Annotated in this window: 15 protein-coding genes; 6 read left to right on the top strand and 9 right to left on the bottom strand. The window is 74.5% G+C overall.

Annotated features, from left to right (window positions below; all coding sequences use genetic code 11):
* The first annotated feature begins 75 nt into the window (after positions 1 to 75).
* The 4 genes from IEY96_RS09440 (at position 76) to IEY96_RS09425 (ending at position 6,653) form a co-directional block, all read left to right on the top strand.
* Positions 76 to 732 (top strand): response regulator transcription factor, encoded by a 657-nt coding sequence (locus IEY96_RS09440; RefSeq protein ID WP_189194427.1) that lies wholly within the window; start codon positions 76 to 78, stop codon positions 730 to 732.
* Between the two features lie 108 nt (positions 733 to 840).
* On the top strand, positions 841 to 2,943 hold the full coding sequence (locus IEY96_RS09435) for a M14 family metallopeptidase (RefSeq protein WP_189194426.1): 2,103 nt from the start codon (positions 841 to 843) through the stop codon (positions 2,941 to 2,943).
* Positions 2,944 to 3,121: 178 nt separating this feature from the next.
* Complete coding sequence (locus IEY96_RS09430; protein WP_189194425.1) at positions 3,122 to 3,745, top strand: fasciclin domain-containing protein; 624 nt, start codon at positions 3,122 to 3,124, stop codon at positions 3,743 to 3,745.
* A gap of 91 nt (positions 3,746 to 3,836) precedes the next feature.
* Positions 3,837 to 6,653 carry a M14 family zinc carboxypeptidase gene (locus IEY96_RS09425; protein WP_189194424.1) on the top strand — a complete coding sequence of 939 codons (2,817 nt, stop codon included), beginning with the start codon at positions 3,837 to 3,839 and terminating at the stop codon, positions 6,651 to 6,653.
* Between the two features lie 72 nt (positions 6,654 to 6,725).
* Here IEY96_RS09425 and IEY96_RS09420 read toward each other — a convergent pair whose 3' ends face one another.
* The 4 genes from IEY96_RS09420 to IEY96_RS09405 all read right to left on the bottom strand — a co-directional run bounded on the left by IEY96_RS09420 (position 6,726) and on the right by IEY96_RS09405 (position 11,812).
* Positions 6,726 to 8,009, bottom strand: a complete 1,284-nt coding sequence (locus IEY96_RS09420) for a citrate synthase (protein WP_189194423.1) — start codon at positions 8,007 to 8,009, stop codon at positions 6,726 to 6,728.
* A gap of 194 nt (positions 8,010 to 8,203) precedes the next feature.
* Positions 8,204 to 10,249, bottom strand: a complete 2,046-nt coding sequence (locus tag IEY96_RS09415) for a sulfatase-like hydrolase/transferase (protein ID WP_189194422.1) — start codon at positions 10,247 to 10,249, stop codon at positions 8,204 to 8,206.
* The gene (locus IEY96_RS09410) at positions 10,242 to 11,657 is read right to left on the bottom strand and encodes a class I SAM-dependent methyltransferase (protein ID WP_373293533.1); all 1,416 of its coding nucleotides are present in this window, start codon (positions 11,655 to 11,657) and stop codon (positions 10,242 to 10,244) included. Before IEY96_RS09410 ends, IEY96_RS09415 begins: the two co-directional genes overlap by 8 nt.
* Positions 11,658 to 11,662: 5 nt before the next feature.
* A complete protein-coding gene (locus tag IEY96_RS09405; RefSeq protein ID WP_167364301.1) occupies positions 11,663 to 11,812 on the bottom strand; it encodes a hypothetical protein in 150 nt (49 codons plus the stop codon).
* Between the two features lie 182 nt (positions 11,813 to 11,994).
* On the opposite strand from IEY96_RS09405, the gene IEY96_RS09400 reads away from it, so the two are divergent.
* A complete protein-coding gene (locus IEY96_RS09400; protein ID WP_189194421.1) occupies positions 11,995 to 12,393 on the top strand; it encodes a VOC family protein in 399 nt (132 codons plus the stop codon).
* 164 nt (positions 12,394 to 12,557) lie between these two features.
* On the opposite strand, the gene IEY96_RS09395 is transcribed toward IEY96_RS09400, so the two are convergent.
* From IEY96_RS09395 to IEY96_RS09375, 5 genes are all read right to left on the bottom strand, one after another.
* Positions 12,558 to 13,316, bottom strand: coding sequence for a helix-turn-helix transcriptional regulator (locus IEY96_RS09395; RefSeq protein WP_189194420.1), 759 nt, complete (start codon positions 13,314 to 13,316; stop codon positions 12,558 to 12,560).
* Between the two features lie 92 nt (positions 13,317 to 13,408).
* Positions 13,409 to 14,635, bottom strand: coding sequence for a bifunctional glycosyltransferase family 2/GtrA family protein (locus tag IEY96_RS09390; protein WP_189194419.1), 1,227 nt, complete (start codon positions 14,633 to 14,635; stop codon positions 13,409 to 13,411).
* Positions 14,636 to 14,638: 3 nt separating this feature from the next.
* Complete coding sequence (locus tag IEY96_RS09385) at positions 14,639 to 16,891, bottom strand: mannosyltransferase YkcB-related protein (protein ID WP_189194418.1); 2,253 nt, start codon at positions 16,889 to 16,891, stop codon at positions 14,639 to 14,641.
* A gap of 45 nt (positions 16,892 to 16,936) precedes the next feature.
* Entirely contained in the window at positions 16,937 to 18,442 is a 1,506-nt protein-coding gene (locus tag IEY96_RS09380) for a sensor histidine kinase (RefSeq protein WP_189194417.1), read from the bottom strand.
* Positions 18,420 to 19,160, bottom strand: coding sequence for a response regulator transcription factor (locus tag IEY96_RS09375; protein WP_107079796.1), 741 nt, complete (start codon positions 19,158 to 19,160; stop codon positions 18,420 to 18,422). Before IEY96_RS09375 ends, IEY96_RS09380 begins: the two co-directional genes overlap by 23 nt.
* Positions 19,161 to 19,333: 173 nt before the next feature.
* Here IEY96_RS09375 and IEY96_RS09370 point away from each other — a divergent pair, with 173 nt between their 5' ends.
* Positions 19,334 to 20,209, top strand: a complete 876-nt coding sequence (locus IEY96_RS09370; protein WP_189194416.1) for an FAD:protein FMN transferase — start codon at positions 19,334 to 19,336, stop codon at positions 20,207 to 20,209.
* The last annotated feature ends 2 nt before the right edge of the window (positions 20,210 to 20,211 follow it).

Raw genomic sequence — 20,211 nt, 5'->3', positions numbered from 1 at the left:
CGTTCGGGCTGGTCGCGGCCGGGCGGATCGGACAGACTCGCGTGAACCTGTCGCGACGATGTTCCGGGAGACGCGGTGCGGGTGCTGCTGGTGGAAGACGACCTGCGAGTCGCGTCCGCGCTCGCCGCCGCGCTGCGCCGCCGGGGCAACTCGGTCATCACGGCCACGACCGCCTCGGAGGCGGTGGCGGCCGGGCCGGTCGATCTCCTGCTGCTCGACCTCAACCTGCCGGACCGGGACGGCCTGTCGCTGTGCCGGGAGATCCGCCGGCACAACGAGGACCTCGCGATCATCGCGGTGACCGCCCGCTCCGACGAGCGGGACCGGGTGGCGGGGCTGCGGGCCGGCGCCGACGACTACGTGGTGAAGCCGTTCTCGATGGCGGAGTTGCAGGCCCGGATCGAGGCGGTGATGCGCCGCACCGCCCGCGCCCTGCGGGCCGAGGCGGCGCTGGAGGTCGGCGACCTGCGGCTGGACCTCAACGCCCGGCGGGTCTGGCTCGGCGGCCGGGAGGTGGTCCTGACCCGCAAGGAGTTCGCGCTGCTGATGGCGCTGGCCCGGCAGGCCGGGACGGTGGTGCCCCGGGAGCGGCTGCTCATGGACGTCTGGCAGACCACCTGGGGCGGCGGCCACACCCTCGACGTCCACGTGGCGGCCCTGCGGGGCAAGCTCGACGACGCCGGCCTGGTGGAGACCGTACGCGGGGTGGGCTACCGGCTCCGGCCGGCCTGAGCCGCCGATCCTCAGATCAACCTCAAGAAATCGTCCACCGTCGACCGTGGACGGGGTGGCTGGCGTGTGCTGTCGGGACCGAGTCATCCCACCTGTTCTGGAGCTTCCATGAGAGACAGACGGACGACGGCCCTCCTCTCCGCCCTCCTCGCCGCCAGCCTCGCGGCGTTCGCCGGGCCCGTGCCCGCACAGGCCGACCCGGCCGAGCCGAACCAGGTCCAGGGCCTGACGGTCGTGCAGGGCGACGGCTACGCCACCCTCGCCTGGACGCCGGTCGACGGCGCCACCGACTACCAGATCGAGCGCACCCCGGTCGCCGCCGACGACGCGCCCACCGGACCGGCGGTGATCACCGGCGTCTGGCGCCCGAACCGCCAGATCGACAACTCCTCCCCCACCTTCGCCGACGCGGGCTTCAACCCGGGCGCCCGGTTCCAGTGGCGGGTGCGCGCCCGCTTCGGCGCCACCGCCGAGCCGTACTCGGCGCCGGTCGCCGGCACCACCAGGGCCCCCTGGGGCGACCCCGCCGTGCCGGGCCAGAGCCTCCGTACCCAGTGGGAGACCACCCTCGCGGCGCAGTACACCAGCGACGTCGACGAGTACGCGTACACCGCCGCGGTCGACGAGTTGAGCGACCGGGTCCGGGTGACCGAGATCGGCCGGACCGCGCTGGGCCGCCCGATCAACATGTTCGTCATCGGCTACCCCACGCCGCCGGCCACCCCCGCGGCGGTGGCGGCGACCTCACCGCTGATGATCAACTGCAACGTGCACGGCAACGAGCCCGGTGACCGGGAAGCCTGCCTGATCATGGCGCGCCAACTGGCCTTCAGCGACGACCCGCGGACGCTGGACCTGCTGTCGCACACCACCGTGCTGATCGTGCCCACCATCAACGGGGACGGCCGGGCGGCCAACACCCGGGGCAACTCCACCGGGCAGGACCTGAACCGCGACTACTCGCTGGTCCGCCAGCCCGAGACGTTCGCGCTGGTGCGAATGCTGCGCGACTACCGCCCGGTGGCCGGCTACGACGGGCACGAGTTCGGCAACTCCAGCGCCGGCGACCTGCCGATGCTGCCGCCGCGGCACCAGAACGTCGCCCAGTCGATCTTCGACGAGTCGCAGCACATGATCGAGGGCCACATGTACACCCAGGGCGCGAAGGACGGCTGGTGGCCCTGCCCGTACGGGTGCAACGGCGGCGGGAACGTGGGGCTCAGCGAGGAGACCATCCTGCGCAACACGCTGGGGCTCAAGAACGTGGTGAACTCCCTGCTGGAGCTGCGCAGCGCCGGCGGCGCCACCCGGCCCGACGAGGGCAACACGGCGAACAACCGGCGGCGCAAGGCGTACTCGGCGCTCTGGACCTTCCACCAGTTCCTCGACTACCACCGGGCGAACCTCAAGGAGATCACCTCGGCGCGGGCCGATGCGATCACCTTCCAGGTGTCGAACACCGGCCGGATCGTGTTCCGCGGCTCCCGGCCGATCGCGGCGTACCCGGCGCCGCACCCGGGTGAGGCCCCGCCGCCGCTCGACGCGCCGCAGCCCGACCGGATCCTCACCGACGTGCCGTGCGCGTACAAGCTCACCGAGGAGCAGTACCACGGGGAACGCACCGACGGCCCGGCCGGCCAGCGGACCACCGTGGCGCAGCGGCTCGCCGCGCACGGCTGGAAGGTGGTCAAGGTCGCCGACGGGTACGTGGTGCCCCTCGCTCAGCCCGAGCGGGGGCTGATCCCGCTGCTGCTCGACGGGCAGGCGGTGGAGAAGCTGGTCGACGGCGAGCGGGTGTACCCGACGGTCACCGGCCCGCGCGACGGCGCGCTGGTGGTCTCCGGCGTCACCTGCCTGCGGGACGCCACGGTGACCGGCCCGGTCCGTGTCCGGCCCGGCGGCACGCTGGTCGCCACCGGCTCGTCGATCACCGGCCCGGTGGACGCCGTCGGCGCGGCCGGGGTGTTCCTGACCGACACGGCGGTGGACGGCCCGGTGCGGGTCGCGCAGTCCAGCGGCCCGGTGGTGCTCGTCGACGCGGAGGTCACCGGCCCGGTCGAGGTGTCGGACAACCGCGGTGAGGCGCCGCTGGTGGCGGCCAACACCATCACCGGCCCGCTGAGCTGCGGGGGCAACACCCAGGAGCCGGTCGACCTCGGGCTGGGCAACTCGACGCAGGGCCCGAAGAGCGGCCAGTGCGCGAGCCTCTGACCCGTTGACCGTCGTACCGGCAGGTCCGGCCTCCCGGGCCTGCCGGTACGACCCGATCCGACCGGAGAACGCCGTGGAACGGACCGTCATCCCCCCGCGATCCCGATCTCTCCCACGGCTCCGGTGGCCGGCCCGCCGGCGACGGGCCGCTGCGCTCGCCGCGGTCGCGCTGTCCCTGGTGCTCACCGGCACGGGCTGCTCCGGCGCCGGCACCGCCTCGCCGGCTGCGGCCGGCGGCGCCGCACCGAAGGTGGCCGGCGGCTCCGCACCGGGGGCGGCGCCCGTCGTGAGCGGACCGCTGTGCGACCTGCTGCCCTCCGGCAGCGACCCGGGCAACCCGGCGGCCCTCACCGGCCAGCCGGCCGAGGCGGCCCTGCGGTGGCTGCCCGTCCTCACCACGTTCGAGGCGGCGGTGCGGGCGTCCGGCATGTCCGCCGACCTGCACGGCGGCTCGGGGTTGACCATCCTGGCCCCGACCGACGACGCGTTCGCGGCCAAGTTCTCCGAGGACGACCTGGACCGGCTGCTCCTGGCCGACCGGGACACGCTCCGCGGCCTGCTCCGCGAACACCTCGTCGCCGGGTCGCTGTCGCTGTCCGACCTGGTGGCCGCCGGAAAGGTCACCACGCTCGCCGGCACCGAGGTGACGGTCACCGGGGGCGGGGGGACCGCCCGCCTGGCCGGCCGGGCCGACACCGTGTGCGCCGACTACCAGGTCGCCGGCGCCCGGATCCACATCATCAACCAGGTGCTCGGCAGCCTGCCCACCACGGGCGGCGAGGGCGGGCACCGCGCCCACTGACCGCACGAACCGAGTCTTGACCCGGGAAACCGCCGGTCATACGTTCGATCCAGCTCCGTTGATCTCTCGCCCAGGGAAACGAGGCATCCCGATGCGCCTGTCGAAGCGTCCGCACAGGGCGATCCCCACGAGAAGAACGGCCGGCGTCGCCGCGCTGCTCCTGCTGGCCGGCCTGACGCCGCTGCTCGGCGGCGCGCCGGCCGGCGCCGCCCCCACGCCCCCCAACTGCAGCGACGACCCTGCCGCCCGGCTGTCCACCGTGCCCAGTCCCGAAGCCGCGCTGGGGTTCCCGCTCGGCGCCGGCCAGGAGCGGGTCGTCACCAACGACGAGGTCCGCGGCTACCTGAAGGCCGTCGACGCCGCCTCCGACCGCGTGGTCACCGGCGTCATGGCGACGAGCGTGCTCGGCCAGCCGCTGCCGTACGCGATCGTCTCTGACGAGCGGCACGTCCGGCCGGGCGCGCTGCGGCAGATCGCCGACGACATCCGCGATCTGCGGGACCCGCGCCGGACCAGGGCGAAGAAGGCCGCCGAGACCGCGACCGACCGTCCGGCCATCGTCTGGGTGGCCGGGAACGTGCACGGCGGGGAGAAGAGCGGCACGGACGCCGCGCTCAAGACCCTGTACGAGCTGGCCTCCGGGCTGTCCTGCGCGGTCGCGGAGCGGAACGACAACCTGGTCACCGTCATCGTGCCGACCCAGAACCCCGACGGCCGCGACGCCAGCCGCCGGCAGAACGAGTACGGCTTCGACATGAACCGGGACTGGTTCGCCCGCACCCAGCAGGAGACCGACGGCAAGATCGAACTCCTGCGGCAGTACCCGCCGCAGGTCTTCATCGACGCGCACGAGATGGGCGGTCGACAGTACTTCTTCCCGCCCAACGCCGACCCGATCCACCACGAGATCGCCAGCGAGAACGTCGACTGGATCAACCGGATCGGCGAGGCCAACAAGGCCGGCTTCGGCTTCAACGGCGCCTGCGGCGGCGCCGTCACCACCGAGTGCTACTTCAACTACTCGACGTACGACCTGTTCTTCATGGGCTACGGCGACACCGTCCCGGCCGCCGGCTTCGGCGCCGCCGGCATGACCTTCGAGAAGGGCAGCGCGTCGGCGGTGGCCGACCGGGTCCAGCAGCAGTTCCACACCCAGTGGTCCACCCTGGGCTGGGCCGCGGCGAACAAGCACGAGGTGCTGACCAGCTACTTCAAGATCTGGACGGACGCGCTCGCCGAGGGCAGGGCCGGGACGCTGGAGCCGAACGAGGTGGTCCAGCCGACCAACACCGTCCAGTTCCCGGTGCCGGACGTCAGGATCCGCTCGTACTTCCTGCTCCCCGACCGGCAGCTCGGCGACGTGCGCCGGCTGGTCGAGCGGCTGCGCGGAATGGACGTCGAGGTCTACGAGGTGACCAGGCCGACGAAGGTGCCCACCGCCCGGGTCTTCGGCGGGCGCACCGCGACCGACGTCACGGTGCCGGTGGGCGCGTACTGGATCCCGATGGACCAGCCGCAGAAGCACTGGATCCAGGCGATCATGGGCGAGGACCCGTACGTCCCGTTCCCCTACTTCTACGACGTGTCGTCCTGGAGCAACCCGCTGCTCATGGGCGTGGACACCATCTACACCGGCGACGACGTCCGGCCGCACGCCCGGCCGGTCCGGCAGATCACCGGCGGCACGACGTCGGCGGCCGGGGCGAAGGGTTCGTACGGGTACCCGCTGGACTCGGCGGCGGCGGCCGAACTCACCTTCCGGCTGCTCGGCCGGGGCGTGCCGCTCGTCCGTGACCTCGATACGAGCCTGGTGGGCTTCCCCGCGAGGAGCCTGACCCCGGAGATCGACCGGCTGGCCCGGTCGCTCGGAGTGACCCTGAGCCCGAGCGACACGGCGGCCGGCGGGAGCCCGGTGGACCTGCCGGACGTCGGGCTGTTCCAGGGCACCGGCATCTCCACCACCTCGGGCTCGCACGGCGAGGCCCGGTACGTGCTCGGCAAGCGGTGGGGGCTCGACCTCACGCCGGTGACCACCGCCGACATCAACGACAACACCCCGGCGTTCACCGAGCGCACCGTGCTGCTCGTGCCGGACGGCAGCAGCGCGACCGGCGGGCTCACCGCCGCCGGGCAGGCCAACCTGCGGAACTGGATCGCCCAGGGCCACACCTACCTCGGCCTGCGCAACGAGGGCACCCGGATGGCCCGGGCCGCCGGCCTCACCTCCACCACGGAGAAGGCGAAGCCGGCGGACTACCGGATGATCGGTTCGCACCTGCGGGTCGACGTCGACCGCAGCAGCCCGGTCGCGCTGGGCCGCCCGGCGGAGGACTTCGAGTTCAACAACAGCGACTCGATCCTGAACCCGAGCAGCACCGGCACCAACGTCCTGACCTACCCGTCCGACGACACCTTCTGGGCGAACGGCTACACCGTGCGCAGCGACGTGTTGAAGGGCACGGTCGCACTGGTGGACGAGCCCACCGGCGCCGGCCGGGCCGTGCTGTTCGCGTTCAACCCGCTCTTCCGCGCGTACAACGAGAACGGGCTGCACCTGGTGGCCAACGCCCTGCTCTATCCGTCCGGTGCGGCGGCGGACCGCGGCGCCGCGCCGCGGACGGCCGGTGTCGACCCCGCCCGGGCCGCCGCGGCGGCCCAGCCGGTGGCGGACGACCTGGGCGGCGAGTGGCGTCCGATCACCGTCGAGGTGGCGGCCGGTGACCGCGGTCGTGCCGAGGCGGTCGTCGCCCGCTACACCGACACCGCCCGGGTCTCCGTGGTGGGCGGATCGGCCTACCTGGTGATCCCGAATCCGGCCGGCCTCCAGGCCGACGAGCACCCGTTCCTGCGTGACCTGGTGGGCGCCCTCCGGGACGCGCGGGTCCCGCTCCGGTCCCTGGTGGGCTGACGCACCGTCCCGCAGCGACACGAAGGCCGCCGACCCGCACGGGGTCGGCGGCCTTCGCCGTCAGGACCGGGCTCAGCGCTCCGTGGCGGGGACGTAGTCCCGCTCGGCGTAGCCGGTGTAGATCTGCCGGGGGCGGCCGATCTTGGTCTCCGGGTCGTTGATCATCTCGCGCCACTGGGCGATCCAGCCGGGGAGCCGGCCCAGCGCGAAGAGCACCGTGAACATCTTGGTCGGGAAGCCCATGGCCTTGTAGATGAGGCCGGTGTAGAAGTCCACGTTGGGGTAGAGCCGGCGGGAGACGAAGAAGTCGTCGGCGAGGGCGATCTCTTCCAGCTGCACCGCGAGGTCGAGCAGCGGGTCCGGCTTGGCCATCCGGCCGAGCACGTCCTGGGCGGCCTTCTTCACGATGGCGGCGCGCGGGTCGTAGTTCTTGTAGACCCGGTGGCCGAAGCCCATCAGCTTCACGCCGTCCTGCTTGTCCTTGACCTTCCGCACGAAGGACCGGACGTCGCCGCCCTCGGCCTGGATCTTCTGGAGCATCTCCAGCACGGCCTGGTTGGCGCCGCCGTGCAGCGGGCCGAACAGCGCGTTCACGCCGGCCGAGACCGAGGCGAACAGGTTGGCGTTGCTGGAGCCGACCAGCCGGACGGTAGAGGTGGAGCAGTTCTGCTCGTGGTCGGCGTGCAGGATGAAGAGCATGTCCAGCACGCGGGCCATCACGGGGTCGACCTCGTACGGCTCGGCCGGCACGCCGAAGGTCATCCGCAGGAAGTTCTCGACGTAGCCCAGCGAGTTGTCCGGGTAGAGCAGCGGCTGGCCGATCGACTTCTTGTACGCGTACGAGGCGATGGTGGGGACCTTCGCCATCAGCCGCACCGTGGACATCTCCACGTGGTCGGAGTCGAACGGGTCCAGGCTGTCCTGGTAGAAGGTCGAGATGGCGCTGACGGCCGAGGAGAGCACGGCCATCGGGTGCGCGTCGCGCGGGAAGCCGTCGAAGAAGCGGCGCATCTCCTCGTGCAGCAGCGAGTGCCGCCGGATCCGCTCGCTGAACTCGGTCAGCTGCGTCTGGGTCGGCAGCTCGCCGTAGATCAGCAGGTACGAGACCTCCAGGAAGGAGGACTTCTCGGCCAGCTGCTCGATCGGGTAGCCGCGGTACCGCAGGATGCCCGCGTCACCGTCGATGTAGGTGATCGCGGACGAGCAGGACGCGGTGTTCACGAAACCGGGGTCGTACGTCGTCATCCCGGTTTCCTTCAGCAGCTTGCCCACCCCGATCCCGGCGGGCCCCTCGACCGCGGGCTGTACCGGCATCGACAGCTGCCCACCGGGGTGGTCGAGCTTGACTTCCGTCATCTGTTCCTCGCTTCGCCGGCAAGATCTTCGTTGAGTTGCCTTCGCTTTTACCGTAATCACGGTGGGGAGGACACCGCTCGTCATGGTTCGGTGGTGAGGTATGCGTCACCCGATTCCCGACTTGCCGGCTCGGAAACCCCGTGGAAGCGCGACCACCCCGAGCTGGGAAGGCTACCCGCCGCCGCTGTGGATGATCACGAGAGGGTGAGCCGGCGCAGCGTCCCGTCGGCCTCGACGCGGTACAGGTCGAGCCGGTTGGACCCGGCGGCGAAGAGCCGGTCGTCGGGCAGGAGCGCGGCGAAGCGGCGGCCCCCGGGGTCGGGCCGGACCACCGGCACGACCGCGCCCACCGTGCCGTTGACCGCCACCGCGAGCCGGGTGCCGTCCGGCACCGAGGCGGGCACGGTCCCCCAGACCAGCGCGGGCAGTTCGCCGTGCGCGGGGTCGACGTCGCGGAACGCGGCGAGGTTGGCCACGGTGGCCGTACCCCCGGCGGGCTTCTCCCCCACGCGGGTGCCGAGCAGCGGGTCGGGCGCCGGCGGGGCGGGCGGCGACGGGACCCCGCCGGTGACCGTCAGCGGCTCGCCGGGCCGGTCGTAGAAGCGCTTGTCGGCGCCCTCGCGCGGGGCCTGCCTCGCCGAGCGGCCCTCCACCCGCCAGGGGATCCGCACGTGCGTCTCGTCGGCGATCGTCGGCAGCAGGTCCACGTGCTCCCAGTTCCGGTCGTCGACCCGGCCGGCCCGCTGGCCGGGTTCCTTGACGAACATCGGCACCCAGGCCACCTGGTCGGCCGCGTGCGTGATGGCGTCCAGCCCCCGGCCCTGCCAGTCCTTGCGGAAACTCACCCCGTGGTCGGCGGTGACCAGCACGAGCGCCTTGTCGTAGAGGCCGGTGGCGCGCAGGGTGCGCAGCGTCTCGCCGATCAGCCGGTCGGTGTAGCCGAGCTGGGCGAGGTGCCGGGCCCGCGCCAGGTCCACCCAGCCGGCCCCGTCGTTGGGCAGGTCCTCCGGGGCGGCGTACCGCGCCCCGGACGGCAGGTACGCCCATGGCGAGTGCGGCATGAGCAGGTGCAGGAAGTGCAGGGTGGGCCGGGGGGAGGGGCGCAGCCCGGCGAGGAAGGCGGTGAACCGGGCCGGCTGGTTGTCGTCGAGGGTGTCCCAGCGGAACTTCGGGTCGTCCGGCACCGGCTCGGCCGCGTCCAGCCCCGCCTCGGCCCGGGTCTGCTCCCGGTAGGAGTCCTCCGGGTCGATTCGGCTGTCCACCGGGGCGGTGACCTGCCGCAGCAGCTTCCCGCTCTCCCGGACCAGCACGCCGAGCCCCTGCTCCGGGCTGACCGGCTGCTCGCACCGGCTGGGCGGGCAGAGCCGGGTGATGCTCTCCTCGGCCTTGATGTCGTACAGGCCGCCGAGCGCGGTGAACAGGTTGTCCGGGTACTGCGAGTAGTGCGGGGCGAACGGCTGGGCCGGGTAGCGCCCGGTGAGCATGGCCGGCAGCGCGTAGGGCGTCCAGCCGCTGACGCCGGTGGCGTTGCGATACCAGGTCGAGCCGCCGGCCAGCTCGGCGAAGTGCGGATACCGGGTGGCGTCGATCCTGCCGTCCGGGCCGAGCAGGGAGACCAGCGGCAGCTCGTCCAGGACGATCATGACCACCGGCGGGTGCCCGCCCGCGCCGGCGACCCCGGCGGCGCCGCCGTGCCCCCGGGGCATCACCACCGCCGAGGCCGGCGAGGCGAACAGGAACAGGCCGACGAACACCAGCGGCCCGACCGCGGCCACCCGCAGCACCCGGCCCGGGACCCGCCACCGCCGGTGGGCGGCCGCCGCGGCGGCGCCGGCCACACCCGCCACGAGCAGCAGGGGTACGCCCCGCAGCGGCGTGACGTGCCGGCCGACCTGGACCGCGAGCGCGGCCAGCAGCAGCCCCACGACCAGCGTGTGCACGGCCGCCCGGGCGAGCCGACCGGCCACCAGGCCGATCGCGCCGAGCACGGCGAACGGCACGGTCGGCGCGATCGCGATCAGCGCCACCAGGAGCAGCACGTCGGCCCGGGAGGCGCGGTGGAACAGGAAGAAGTCGGGGCTGCGGCCGAGCACGTCCAGCAGCGGCTGGGTCACCACCAGCCCGACCAGCGCGACCACCTCCAGCAGCCGGCCCGCCTCGCCACGCCAGCCGCCCCGGTTCCGGGGCGGCTCCGGGCTCGCCGGGGGCGCCTGTGGCGGCGCGAGCGTGCCCTCAGCCACCCACCACCACCTGGTACAGGGTGCGGGTCCCCGACGGCAGTTCGGTGCGGGCGACCACCCGCCCGCGCGCCGCGAGCAGCGACTCGAACGCCTCCCGGCGGTAGTCCGGGAAGAGCCCGTCCGGCTTGTTGGCCAGCAGCCGGCGGGCCATCGGGTCCTCGGGGTGGACGAACTCGACCACCACACTGCCGCCGGTCACGGTGAGCGCGGCGAGCTGGTCCAGCACCTCGGGCAGCGGCACGTTCCGGCCGATCGCCAGGTGGTGCACCACGGCCAGGGCGAGCACCACGTCGGCTTGGGCCCGCTCGGCGAAGGCGGCCCGCTCGACGCCCCGCCAGCCGCCGCCGGGGGACGGGTCGGCCAGGTCCATCACCAACGGCAGGATCCGCCGCTCCCCCTCGTCGCGCAGCGCCCGGTAGAGGGCGTCGACGACGGCCGGGTCCTGCTCGACGGCGACCACGTGATCGGCGTGCCGGGCGGCGATCCGGGCGTACCGGCCGTCGTTGGCGCCCAGGTCGAGCACCCGGCCCGGCCCCATAGTGGCCACCGCCCGGTCGACGAAGTGCTCCTTGGCCTGCCGGTCCTGCACCGAGTACGCGCAGGTGCGCTGGTAGTCCGACCAGTGGCTCTCCCCCGGCCGGTGGTCCAGCCGGCGGACCAGCTTCACCAGCCCTCGCACGGTGGCCAGAGCCAGCTCGCGCGAGTAGCCGGCGGCCCGGAGCTGGGCGCGTACCGCGCTGGTGCTGGCCTCGGCGTTGCGGTCCTGCATGGCCCCGTGCAGGTGCACGTGGGTGAGCACCCCGGCCCGCCAGCGCCGGGCCCCGCCGAAGAGCCGGCGCATCTGGTCCGGCTCGATGCCGTCGATGCGGGCCCGCAGGAAGGGCTGGAAGTCCAGCCCGAGGTGGGCCTGGACCAGCAGCGGGTAGAGCAGGGTCTGGCAGAACTGCCGGTAGCCGGCCCAGGGTTCGCCGTCGCGGGCCGCCTCGAACGAGCCGACGTCGATGAAGACCGGCCGGGCGCCCCGCCACTGCACGTTGTAGGCGGAGCCGTCCTTGGTGGTGAAGCCGGCGGCCAGCGCCGCGCGCAGCACCTCCAGGTGCAGCAGGGCGGCGTCCCGGAGCATCCCGTACGACCACTCGTAGGGGTGCGAGACGAACGGGACCCGCTCGTGGCGCAGCACCGCGGCCCAGGGCACGTCGACCGGGGTGGGGAACAGCTCCTGGGTGCCGCAGACCTGGCCGTTGGCGAGCAGGTCGCGGAAGAAGTCGCTGGCCGCCAGCGCACGCCAGTCGCGCGCGGACCGCTCGTCCAGCCCGCGCAGCACCTCGCCGGCACGGTGGAAGACCCGGTTGCCGGGGTCGCGGAAGGAGCCGGGCTCGTCGCGCAGGCCGGTGTCGGGGAGCGCCACGCCGGTCAGCCCTGGTCGGTGGGCTGCCGGCGGAACCGGGCCACCAGCCGTCGCCAGTAGAGCTTGGCGGCCACCGCCACGCCGGCCACCCCTCCGACCACCGCCTGCACGATCAGGCTGCCGGATCCCGCGTCCAGGTAGGCCAGGTGCGTCACGGCCAGCTCCCTTCCTTCGCCAGTCATCGGAGTCCGGGCCCGATATGAGAGCTTTACCGCTCTAAGCCGGACTTGTCCCACACCGTACGCTCCTGCCCCCGGCCGTGCGGGCCACACCGGCCACTCGTCCCCCGTCCGATCCGTTCAAGACAGCTGGCATCGCCGGCCCCTACCGTGGCCGCATGACACCGCAGTTCGATCTCATCGGGATGGTCGTCACCGACATGGGACGCACCCTGGACTTCTACCGGCGGCTCGGGCTGCCGGTCCCGCCCGGCGCGGAGCACGAGCCGCACGTCGAGATCACCCTCGACAGCGGCGTCCGGCTGGCCTGGGACACGGTCGAGACGATCCGCAGCTTCGACTCCGCCTACGCCCCGGCCGCCGGCGGTCCGCGCGCCAGCCTGGCCTTCCGCTGCGCCGACCCGGCCGAGGTGGACCGCTGGTACGCCGAGCTGACCGCCGCCGGACACCACGGCCACCTCCCGCCGTGGGACGCCTTCTGGGGCCAGCGCTACGCCGTCCTGCACGACCCGGACGGCAACGGCGTCGACCTGTTCGCCCCGCTCAAGTCCGAGTGAGCCGGAGCGCCGTGGCCGGCGAGTGGAACGCGATGGAGGCGTCCGGAGCCCGGTGACCTCCATGGCGTTCCACCGACGACCGGTGGTGCCGGGGCCCGGTCGGTGCCCGAGCGGCGCGGCGCGTCGGAGGTGCGTGCCTCGGCCCGTCGGGCGGGCGCGGTCGGTCAGGCGTCGGTCGGCAGCAGGCGGGTCGGTGGGACGCCCGCCAACTCCTTCACCTCGCGGGTGAGGTGGGCCTGGTCGGCGTACCCGGCGAGGGCGGCGACCTCGGCGAGCGGCGCGCCGGCGCGAGCAAGGTCGAGGGCGCGGCGCATCCGCAGGATGCGGGCCAGGGTCTTCGGGCCGTACCCGAAGAGGAGTTGGCTGCGCCGGTGCAGGGCCCGCGCCCCGAGGCCGACCTCGGCGGCGGTCGCGGCGACCGTGGCGCCGGCGGCGAGCCGGGCGGCGACGCGCGCGCCGATCGGGTCCGGGCCGCCCGCGGCCCGTAACCGGCCGAGCGCGACCTCCTCCAGAGCGGCGGCGATCGACGGTGCCGGCCATCCGCCGAGCGCCGGAGCGGCCGGGTTGCCACCGGCGGACGCGGGTGGCGGGTCGGCCGCCGCGATGTGGTCGGCCAGGTCGGCGGCGGAAGGTCCCCACAGGTCGGCGAGGGGCACCCGCTGGTCGCGCAGCTCGTCGGCGGGCACGCCGAACACGGCGGGTCCGGAGCCCGGCGGCAGCCGCAGCCCGACCCACCGCTCCCCCGGCACGCTCACCGACAGGTGCGCGTTCCGGTCCGGCCCGGCCACGAGCAGCCCCGCCCGGCTGGACCAGAGCAGATCCAGACACCCGTCCGGCAGCACCCGCACCGCCCCGTCGCCGCGCGAGACGCTCGCCCACCGCACGGCGCCGCGGATCGTCGCCACCGGCTCCTCCCGGTACATGTCCCCACCCTGCCACGCCGCGGCCCGGTCGCCGCTCCGGATCATGGCGAGTTTCCGTTCCGCACGGACGGAAACTCGCCACGATCGGGCGGTCAGGCGCGGTGGTGCATGGCGAGGCGGAGCAGGGTGAAGCGGAGGGCGGTCGCCGCGAGGTTGGCGGCGATCAGGACGGTCAACTCCAGGGCGCGGGGCGGGGTGCCGGCGGTGGCGTGCAGCACCGCCAGGGAGCCGCTGGTCAGGGCCAGGCCGAGGGCGAAGGCGAGCAGGCCCTGAAGGTGGTGCCGGCCGGCGTGCCGGCGGCCGGTGACCCCGAAGGTGAGCCGCCGGTTGGCCGCCGTGTTGGCCACCGCGGTCACCAGCAGGGCCAGCAGGTTCGCCGGTTGCGCCCCGAGCGGGCCGCGGGCCAGCAGGAACAGCACCAGGTACGCGAGCGTGCTGCCCACCCCGACCACGGCGAACCGGGCGAGCTGGCGGGGCAGCCCGGCCGGCACCTGGGCCGGCGGCGCGTGCAGCGGCGCCCGGCCGAGCTGGGCGCGCAGGTCGGCCAGGGGCAGCGCCCCGGTGACCAGGGCCCGGCCCAGCCGCCAGATGCCGCGCAGGTCGGCCATCGCGGTGGCCACGATGTCGACGCGGCTGTCCGGGTCGTCCACCCAGTCGACCGGCACCTCGTGGATGCGCAGCCCGGACCGCTGGGCCAGGACCAGCAGCTCGGTGTCGAAGAACCAGCCGGTGTCCTGCACCAGCGGCAGCAGCCCGGCCGCCACGTCGGCGCGGATCGCCTTGAACCCGCACTGCGCGTCGGAGAAGCGCACCGCGAGGGTCCCGCGCAGCAGCAGGTTGTAGCCGCGCGAGATCACCTCCCGCTTGGCGCCCCGGACCACCCGGCTGGTCCGCGCCAGCCGGGTGCCGATGGCCAGGTCCGAGTGGCCGGAGATGAGCGGGGCGACCAGCGGCAGCAGCGCCGCCAGGTCGGTGGAGAGGTCCACGTCCATGTACGCCAGCACCGGCGCCGGTGAGGCCGACCAGGCGGCCCGCAGCGCCCGGCCCCGCCCCTTCGCGTCCAGGTGCAGCACCCCCACCTCGGGCAGCTCGGCGGCGAGCGCCTCGGCCACCGCGAGGGTGCCGTCCACGCTGGCGTTGTCCGCCACGGTGATCCGGAACGGGTACGGGAAGTGCGCGGTGAGGTGCGCGTGCAGCCGCCGGACGCAGGGAGCGAGATCGGTCTCCTCGTTGTGGACGGGCACCACCACGTCCAGCACCGCCGTGGGCGCCGTGGGCCGGGCCTGCACGGCGGCCCGGGGTTGGCTCGTGAACGTCATCGCTCAGCCCTGCTTTCCGCTGCTCAGGTCGTACACGGTCACGCCGTCGACGGTCTGCGCCGTGAAGTTCTCGGCGACCCAACTGGCGATCTCGGACGAGGCGTTGCTGCCGCCGTTGGCGCGGAACCCGCCGCCGCCGATGAAGTAGTGGATCCTGCCCTCGGTGACGTACCGCTGGAACTGGGCGAGGGTCGGCGACGGGTCGCTGCCGTTGAAGCCGCCGATCGGCATCACCGGCTCGCGGGTGGCGAGCTGGTATCCGGAGGCGTTGTTCGAGCCGACCGTCGCGGCGACCCAGGTGTAGTCGTCCGCGTCGGCCTCCAGCAGCGCCTTCAGCTCGGCGCTCGGCTCGCGGGCGTCGAGCAGCCCGCCCATGCCGCCGCCCGGCGACCGGCCGTCGCCGCCGGGGACCTGCGGGCTGCCGCCGCCCGGCGCGGTCGCGCCGTTCTGGCCGATGCCGCTCGCGCCGCCGGGGACGCCGGTGCCGCCGGGGAACGCCGGGAACTGGCCGTTGCCGTCCGGCGCGGTCCCGCCGTTCTGCGCCGTGCCGCCGTTCTGGCCGCCGCCCGGGAAGCCGGGGAACTGGCCGCCGGGGAACTCCATGCCGCCCGCCATCCGGCCGCCGCCCGGGAACCCGCCGCGGCCGCCGGGGCCGAAGGCGCCCTGCACGAACGGGCCGGCGCTGGGGATCGAGCCGGTGTGCGCGGTCGCCGCGGTCTGGAGCGAGTACCCCACCGGGCCGGCGAGCGCGGCCGCAGCACCGAGCGCCAGCAGCACCGGGGCCACCCGGCGGGGCAGCCAGTGGGCGAGGACCAGCAGCGCGGCGGTGGCCACGCCGACCACGAGCACGGCGGTGCGCAGCCACGGGTACCAGTCGGCGCTGCGGCCGAGCAGGTGCCAGGACCACCACGCGGTCACGGCCAGCGCGCCGGCCAGGATCACGGTCGCGGCGAACCCACGCCGCCGGCCCGGGGCCAGCGGACCACCGGGAACGGCCGGTGTCGTCCGGGCCCGCCAGAGCAGCGTCGCCCCGATGCCGACCAGCGCGCCGACCGCCGGGGCCAGGGCCACCGTGTAGTACGCGTGGAAGATGCCGGACATGAAGCTGAAGATCAGCCCGGTGACCAGCAGCCAGCCGCCCCAGAGCAGCAGCCCGGCCCGGGTCCGGTCGGTACGCGCCGCCCGCCCGGCCAGCCACAGCCCGGCGACCAGCAGGATCAGCGCGGCCGGCAGCAGCCAGGAGATCTGGCCGCCGACCTCGGTGTCGAACATCCGCAGCAGGCCGGACTGTCCGGAGAACGGGCCCCCGCCCCCGCCGCCCATCCGGCCGGCGCCGCCGACGCTGCCCTCCTCGTCACCGGTGATCCGGCCGAGGCCGTTGTAGCCGAGGGTCAGCTCCAGGATGCTGTTGTGCTGCGAGCCGCCGATGTACGGGCGGGCGCTCGCCGGCGCCAGCTCGACGATCGCCACCCACCAGCCGCCGGCGACCACCACGGCCAGCCCGGAGAGCAGCAGCTGGCGGATCCGTCGCCAGAAGCCGGTCGGCGCGGCCAGCAGGTAGACCGCGGCGAAGACCGGGATCACCAGGAACGCCTGGAGCATCTTGGTGAGGAAGCCGAGGCCGACCAGCGCACCGGTCAGCATGATCCACCGGGTGCTGGCCGTGTCGACCGCGCGCACCGTCGCGTACGCGGCGGCGACCAGCAGGAACACGAGCAGGGCGTCCGGGTTGTTGAACCGGAACATCAGCGTGGCCACCGGGGTGACCGCCAGCACCGCGCCGGCGAGCAGGCCGGCGACCGGTCCGTACCAGCGGCGCACGGCGGCGTACAGGACGCCGACCGAGGCGACGCCGAGCAACGCCTGCGGCACCAGGATCGACCAGCTGCTCAGCCCGAAGAGGCGGACCGAGAGGGCCATCAGCCAGAGCGAGGCGGGGGTCTTGTCGACGGTGATCGAGTTGGCCGCGTCCGAGGAGCCGTAGAAGAACGCCTTCCAGCTCTCCGAGCCGGCCTGCACGGCCGCCGAGTAGAACGCGTTGCCCCAGCCCGAGGCGCCGAGGCCCCAGAGGTAGAGCAGCGCGGTGGCCAGCAGCAGGCCGAGCAGCGCCGGTCGCGTCCAGCGCGGGTCGCGACGGGGCGGCTCGGCCGGCGGCTGCGCCGGGGTCGGGACCGGTTCCGGGGCGGGCGCGGAGGCCGGGTCGGTCGCGGGCGACCCGGCCGCGGGCGCGGTCAGCAGGCTCTCTGTTCTGTCCATGCGGGCAAGCCTGGGGCGGGCCGCTGGCCCGCCCCCATGAGCGACCTATGCGTCGGCTGTGGGTTCGGGCAGCCGCACCGTGAAGACGGTCCGGCCGGGGCGGCTCGCCACCTCGACCTGGCCGTGGTGGGCCTCCACCACGGCCGCCACGATGGCCAGCCCGAGGCCGGTGCTGCCGGCCGCCCGGGAGCGGGAGCTGTCGCCGCGGGCGAACCGCTCGAAGACCTCCGGTTGCAGCTCCTCGGGGATGCCGGGGCCGTCGTCGGTGACGCTCAGCTCGACGCCGCCGGCCACCGGCGCGAGCCGGGTGGTCACCGTGGTGCCGGGCGGGGTGTGCACCCGGGCGTTGGCGAGCAGGTTCGCCAGCACCTGGTGCAGCCGGTGGGCGTCGCCGGTGACGCCCACCGGCTCGTCGGGCAGGTCGAGCTGCCAGCGGTGCCCGGGACCGGCCACGTGGGCGTCGCTCACCGCGTCGACCACCATGGCGGTGAGGTCGACCGGCTCGGCCGCCAGCGGACGGCCGGAGTCGATCCGGGCGAGCAGCAGCAGGTCGTCGACGAGGCTGGTCATCCGGGTGCTCTCCGACTCGACCCGGCGCAGGGCGTGCGCCACGTCCGGCGGCACCTCGTCCCGGCCACGCCGGGCCACCTCGGCGTAGCCGCGGATGGCGGCGAGCGGGGTACGCAGCTCGTGGCTGGCGTCGGCGACGAACTGGCGTACCCGCGTCTCGCTGGCCTGCCGGGCGGCGAGCGCGGCGGCGACGTGGCCGAGCATCCGGTTGAGCGCGCCGCCCACCTGCCCGACCTCGGTACGCGGGTCGGTGTCGGCCGCCGGCACCCGCACCGACAGGGCCACCTCGCCCCGGTCCAGGGGCAGCTCGGTGACCCGGGCGGCGGTGGCGGCGACCCGGTTCAGCGGGCGCAGCGCGGCCCGGACGATCAGCGCGCCGAGCCCACCCGCGATGATCAGCCCGGCGGCGACCAGCCCGGCCTGGGCGACCAGCACCCACATGACCGTGTCCTGGACCCCGGCGAGCGGGATGGCGACGGCCATCACGTCGCCGTTCGGCGACCGATGGGCCACCGCCCGATAGTCACCCCGATCGCCGACCTCGACGGTGCGGGGCTGCCCGTCGAGCGGTAGCGCGGCGAGCGCGACGATGTCGGTGGCCGGAACGGTCTCGGCCTCCCCGGACTCGGCTCGCGCCGTCGCAGTGGTGGCTCCGCAGGCGTTCCGGAGGGCGATCGAGCCGGGCGGGTAGCCGGGCGGCGGCTCCGGTGCCGGCTGGTCGCAGGGGTCCGTCCGACGCGGGTCACCGGGCTGGCGCAGCCACCGCGGCACGTCGCCGGTGCGCCGGTCGGCCATTGTGAGCTGGTCGTCGACCTGCCCGATCAGGAAGTGCCGCAGGGCGACGGTGGTCAGCCCGCCGATGCCGATGCTGACCAGGGCCAGCAGCGCCACCACGGAGAGCACCAGGCGGCGGCGCAGCGACCAGCCGGCCAGCCGCCGCCGCAGCCGACCACCCCGGTCACTCCGCGGGCTTGAGGACATAACCCGCCCCGCGCAAGGTGTGGATCATGGGCTCGCGGCCCGCGTCGATCTTCTTGCGCAGGTACGAGATGTACAGCTCGACCACGTTGGCCTGGCCGCCGAAGTCGTAGTTCCAGACCCGGTCGAGGATCTGCGCCTTGCTGAGCACCCGGCGCGGGTTGCGCATCAGGTAGCGCAGCAACTCGAACTCGGTGGCCGTGAGGTTGATGAGGTCACCGCCGCGGCGTACCTCGTGGCTGTCCTCGTCGAGGCTGAGGTCGCCGACGGTGAGCACCGCCTCCTCGCGGGCGGCGACCGCGAACCCGGAGCGGCGCAGCAGGGCGCGCAGCCGGGCGATCACCTCTTCGAGGCTGAACGGCTTGGTGACGTAGTCGTCGCCGCCGACGGTGAGCCCGGCGATCCGCTCCTCCACCGCGTCCCGGGCGGTCAGAAAGAGCACCGGCACGGTGGGCGCCTGCTCGCGCAGCCGGCGCAGCACCTGGAAGCCGTCCAGGTCCGGGAGCATGACGTCGAGCACCACGGCGTCGGGCTTGAACTGCCGGGCCGCGCTGATCGCCGCCATCCCGTTCCCGGCGGTCGTCACCTGCCAGCCCTCGTAGCGCAGCGCCATCGAGAGCAGGTCGGTGAGCGTCGGCTCGTCGTCCACCACCAGCACCCGCACCGGTTCGCCGTCGGGTCGGCGCAGCTCGATCCGGCCCTGCGCGGCCTGCCCGTTCATGACCATGACCCCCATCGTGGGCGCACCCGCTGTGCCGGTCCTGTCCTGATCCTGTGTACCAGCTGTGCGGGCCGGCCGCCGGGATCCGCGCGGCCCGGCGGCCGGCGCGGACGCACAGCCGGACCACAGGCACGCCCCACGCCACCTCCAGCCTCGCGGGGGACGCTCGGCGCATGGGCGTGGACGGGTTCTTCGAGGTCCGCTGGTGGTGGCGGGACCCGACGGTTGCGGGGCGCGGCGCGGCGTCGGCCGCACCGAGCGGGAGCCGTGGCAGGGCGGTCCGGGTGGCGGTGTCCGATCGTACGGCGCTGCCGGCGGCCCGCCGGGCGGTGGCGCGCCGGCTGGCCGGGCTGCGCGTGGTCGGCCTGGAGCTGTCCCGGGCGCACCGGGCGGCCGGCCGGCCGGTGCCGGTCGGCCCGCTGCTGCGCGACCTGGTGGCGGTGTCGCTGGGCGCGGCGGAGGCGAGCGGCGGGGCGGTGGACCCGACGGTCGGCGCGGCCCGGCTGCGCCGGTCGGTGACCGCGCTGCCGGCGTGCGGCTCGGGCTGGGGGCGGGTGGAACGGGGCGAGGGCTGGCGGGCGGTGTCGCTCCGCGGGAACCTGCTGGCGGTGCCGCCGCCGCTCTGGCTGGACCTGGGCGGGACGGCCGGCGCGTACCTGGTGCAGCGGTGCGCCGAAGAGGTGGCGGCCCGGTACGGGACGGGGGTGCTGGTGGCGGTCGGGTCCCGGGCGGCCGCCGCGGGACCGGCGCCGTCGGGTGGCTGGCGGGTCGCGCACGGGCCGGCCACGCTGGCCGGCGGCGCGCTGGTCACCGCCGACGTGCTGCGCCCGGACGGCGGCGGCGTACGCGATCCGCGCACCGGCGCCGCGCCGGACTCGCCGTGGGCCGCGGTGACGGTGGCCGCGCCCGACGCCGCGCGGGCCGCGATGCTGGCCGTGGCCGCCCTGGCGCGGGGCGCCGACGGCCCGGACTGGCTCGCCGGCCAGGGCGTCCGGGCCTGGCCGCGGACACGCCGGACGACCCTTCCCCAGCCTGCTACCCGGTGGTAACT

Source organism: Micromonospora fulviviridis (genome assembly GCF_014648395.1).
GTDB lineage: Bacteria > Actinomycetota > Actinomycetes > Mycobacteriales > Micromonosporaceae > Micromonospora > Micromonospora fulviviridis.
This window is presented reverse-complemented; position numbering and strand designations above follow the sequence as displayed.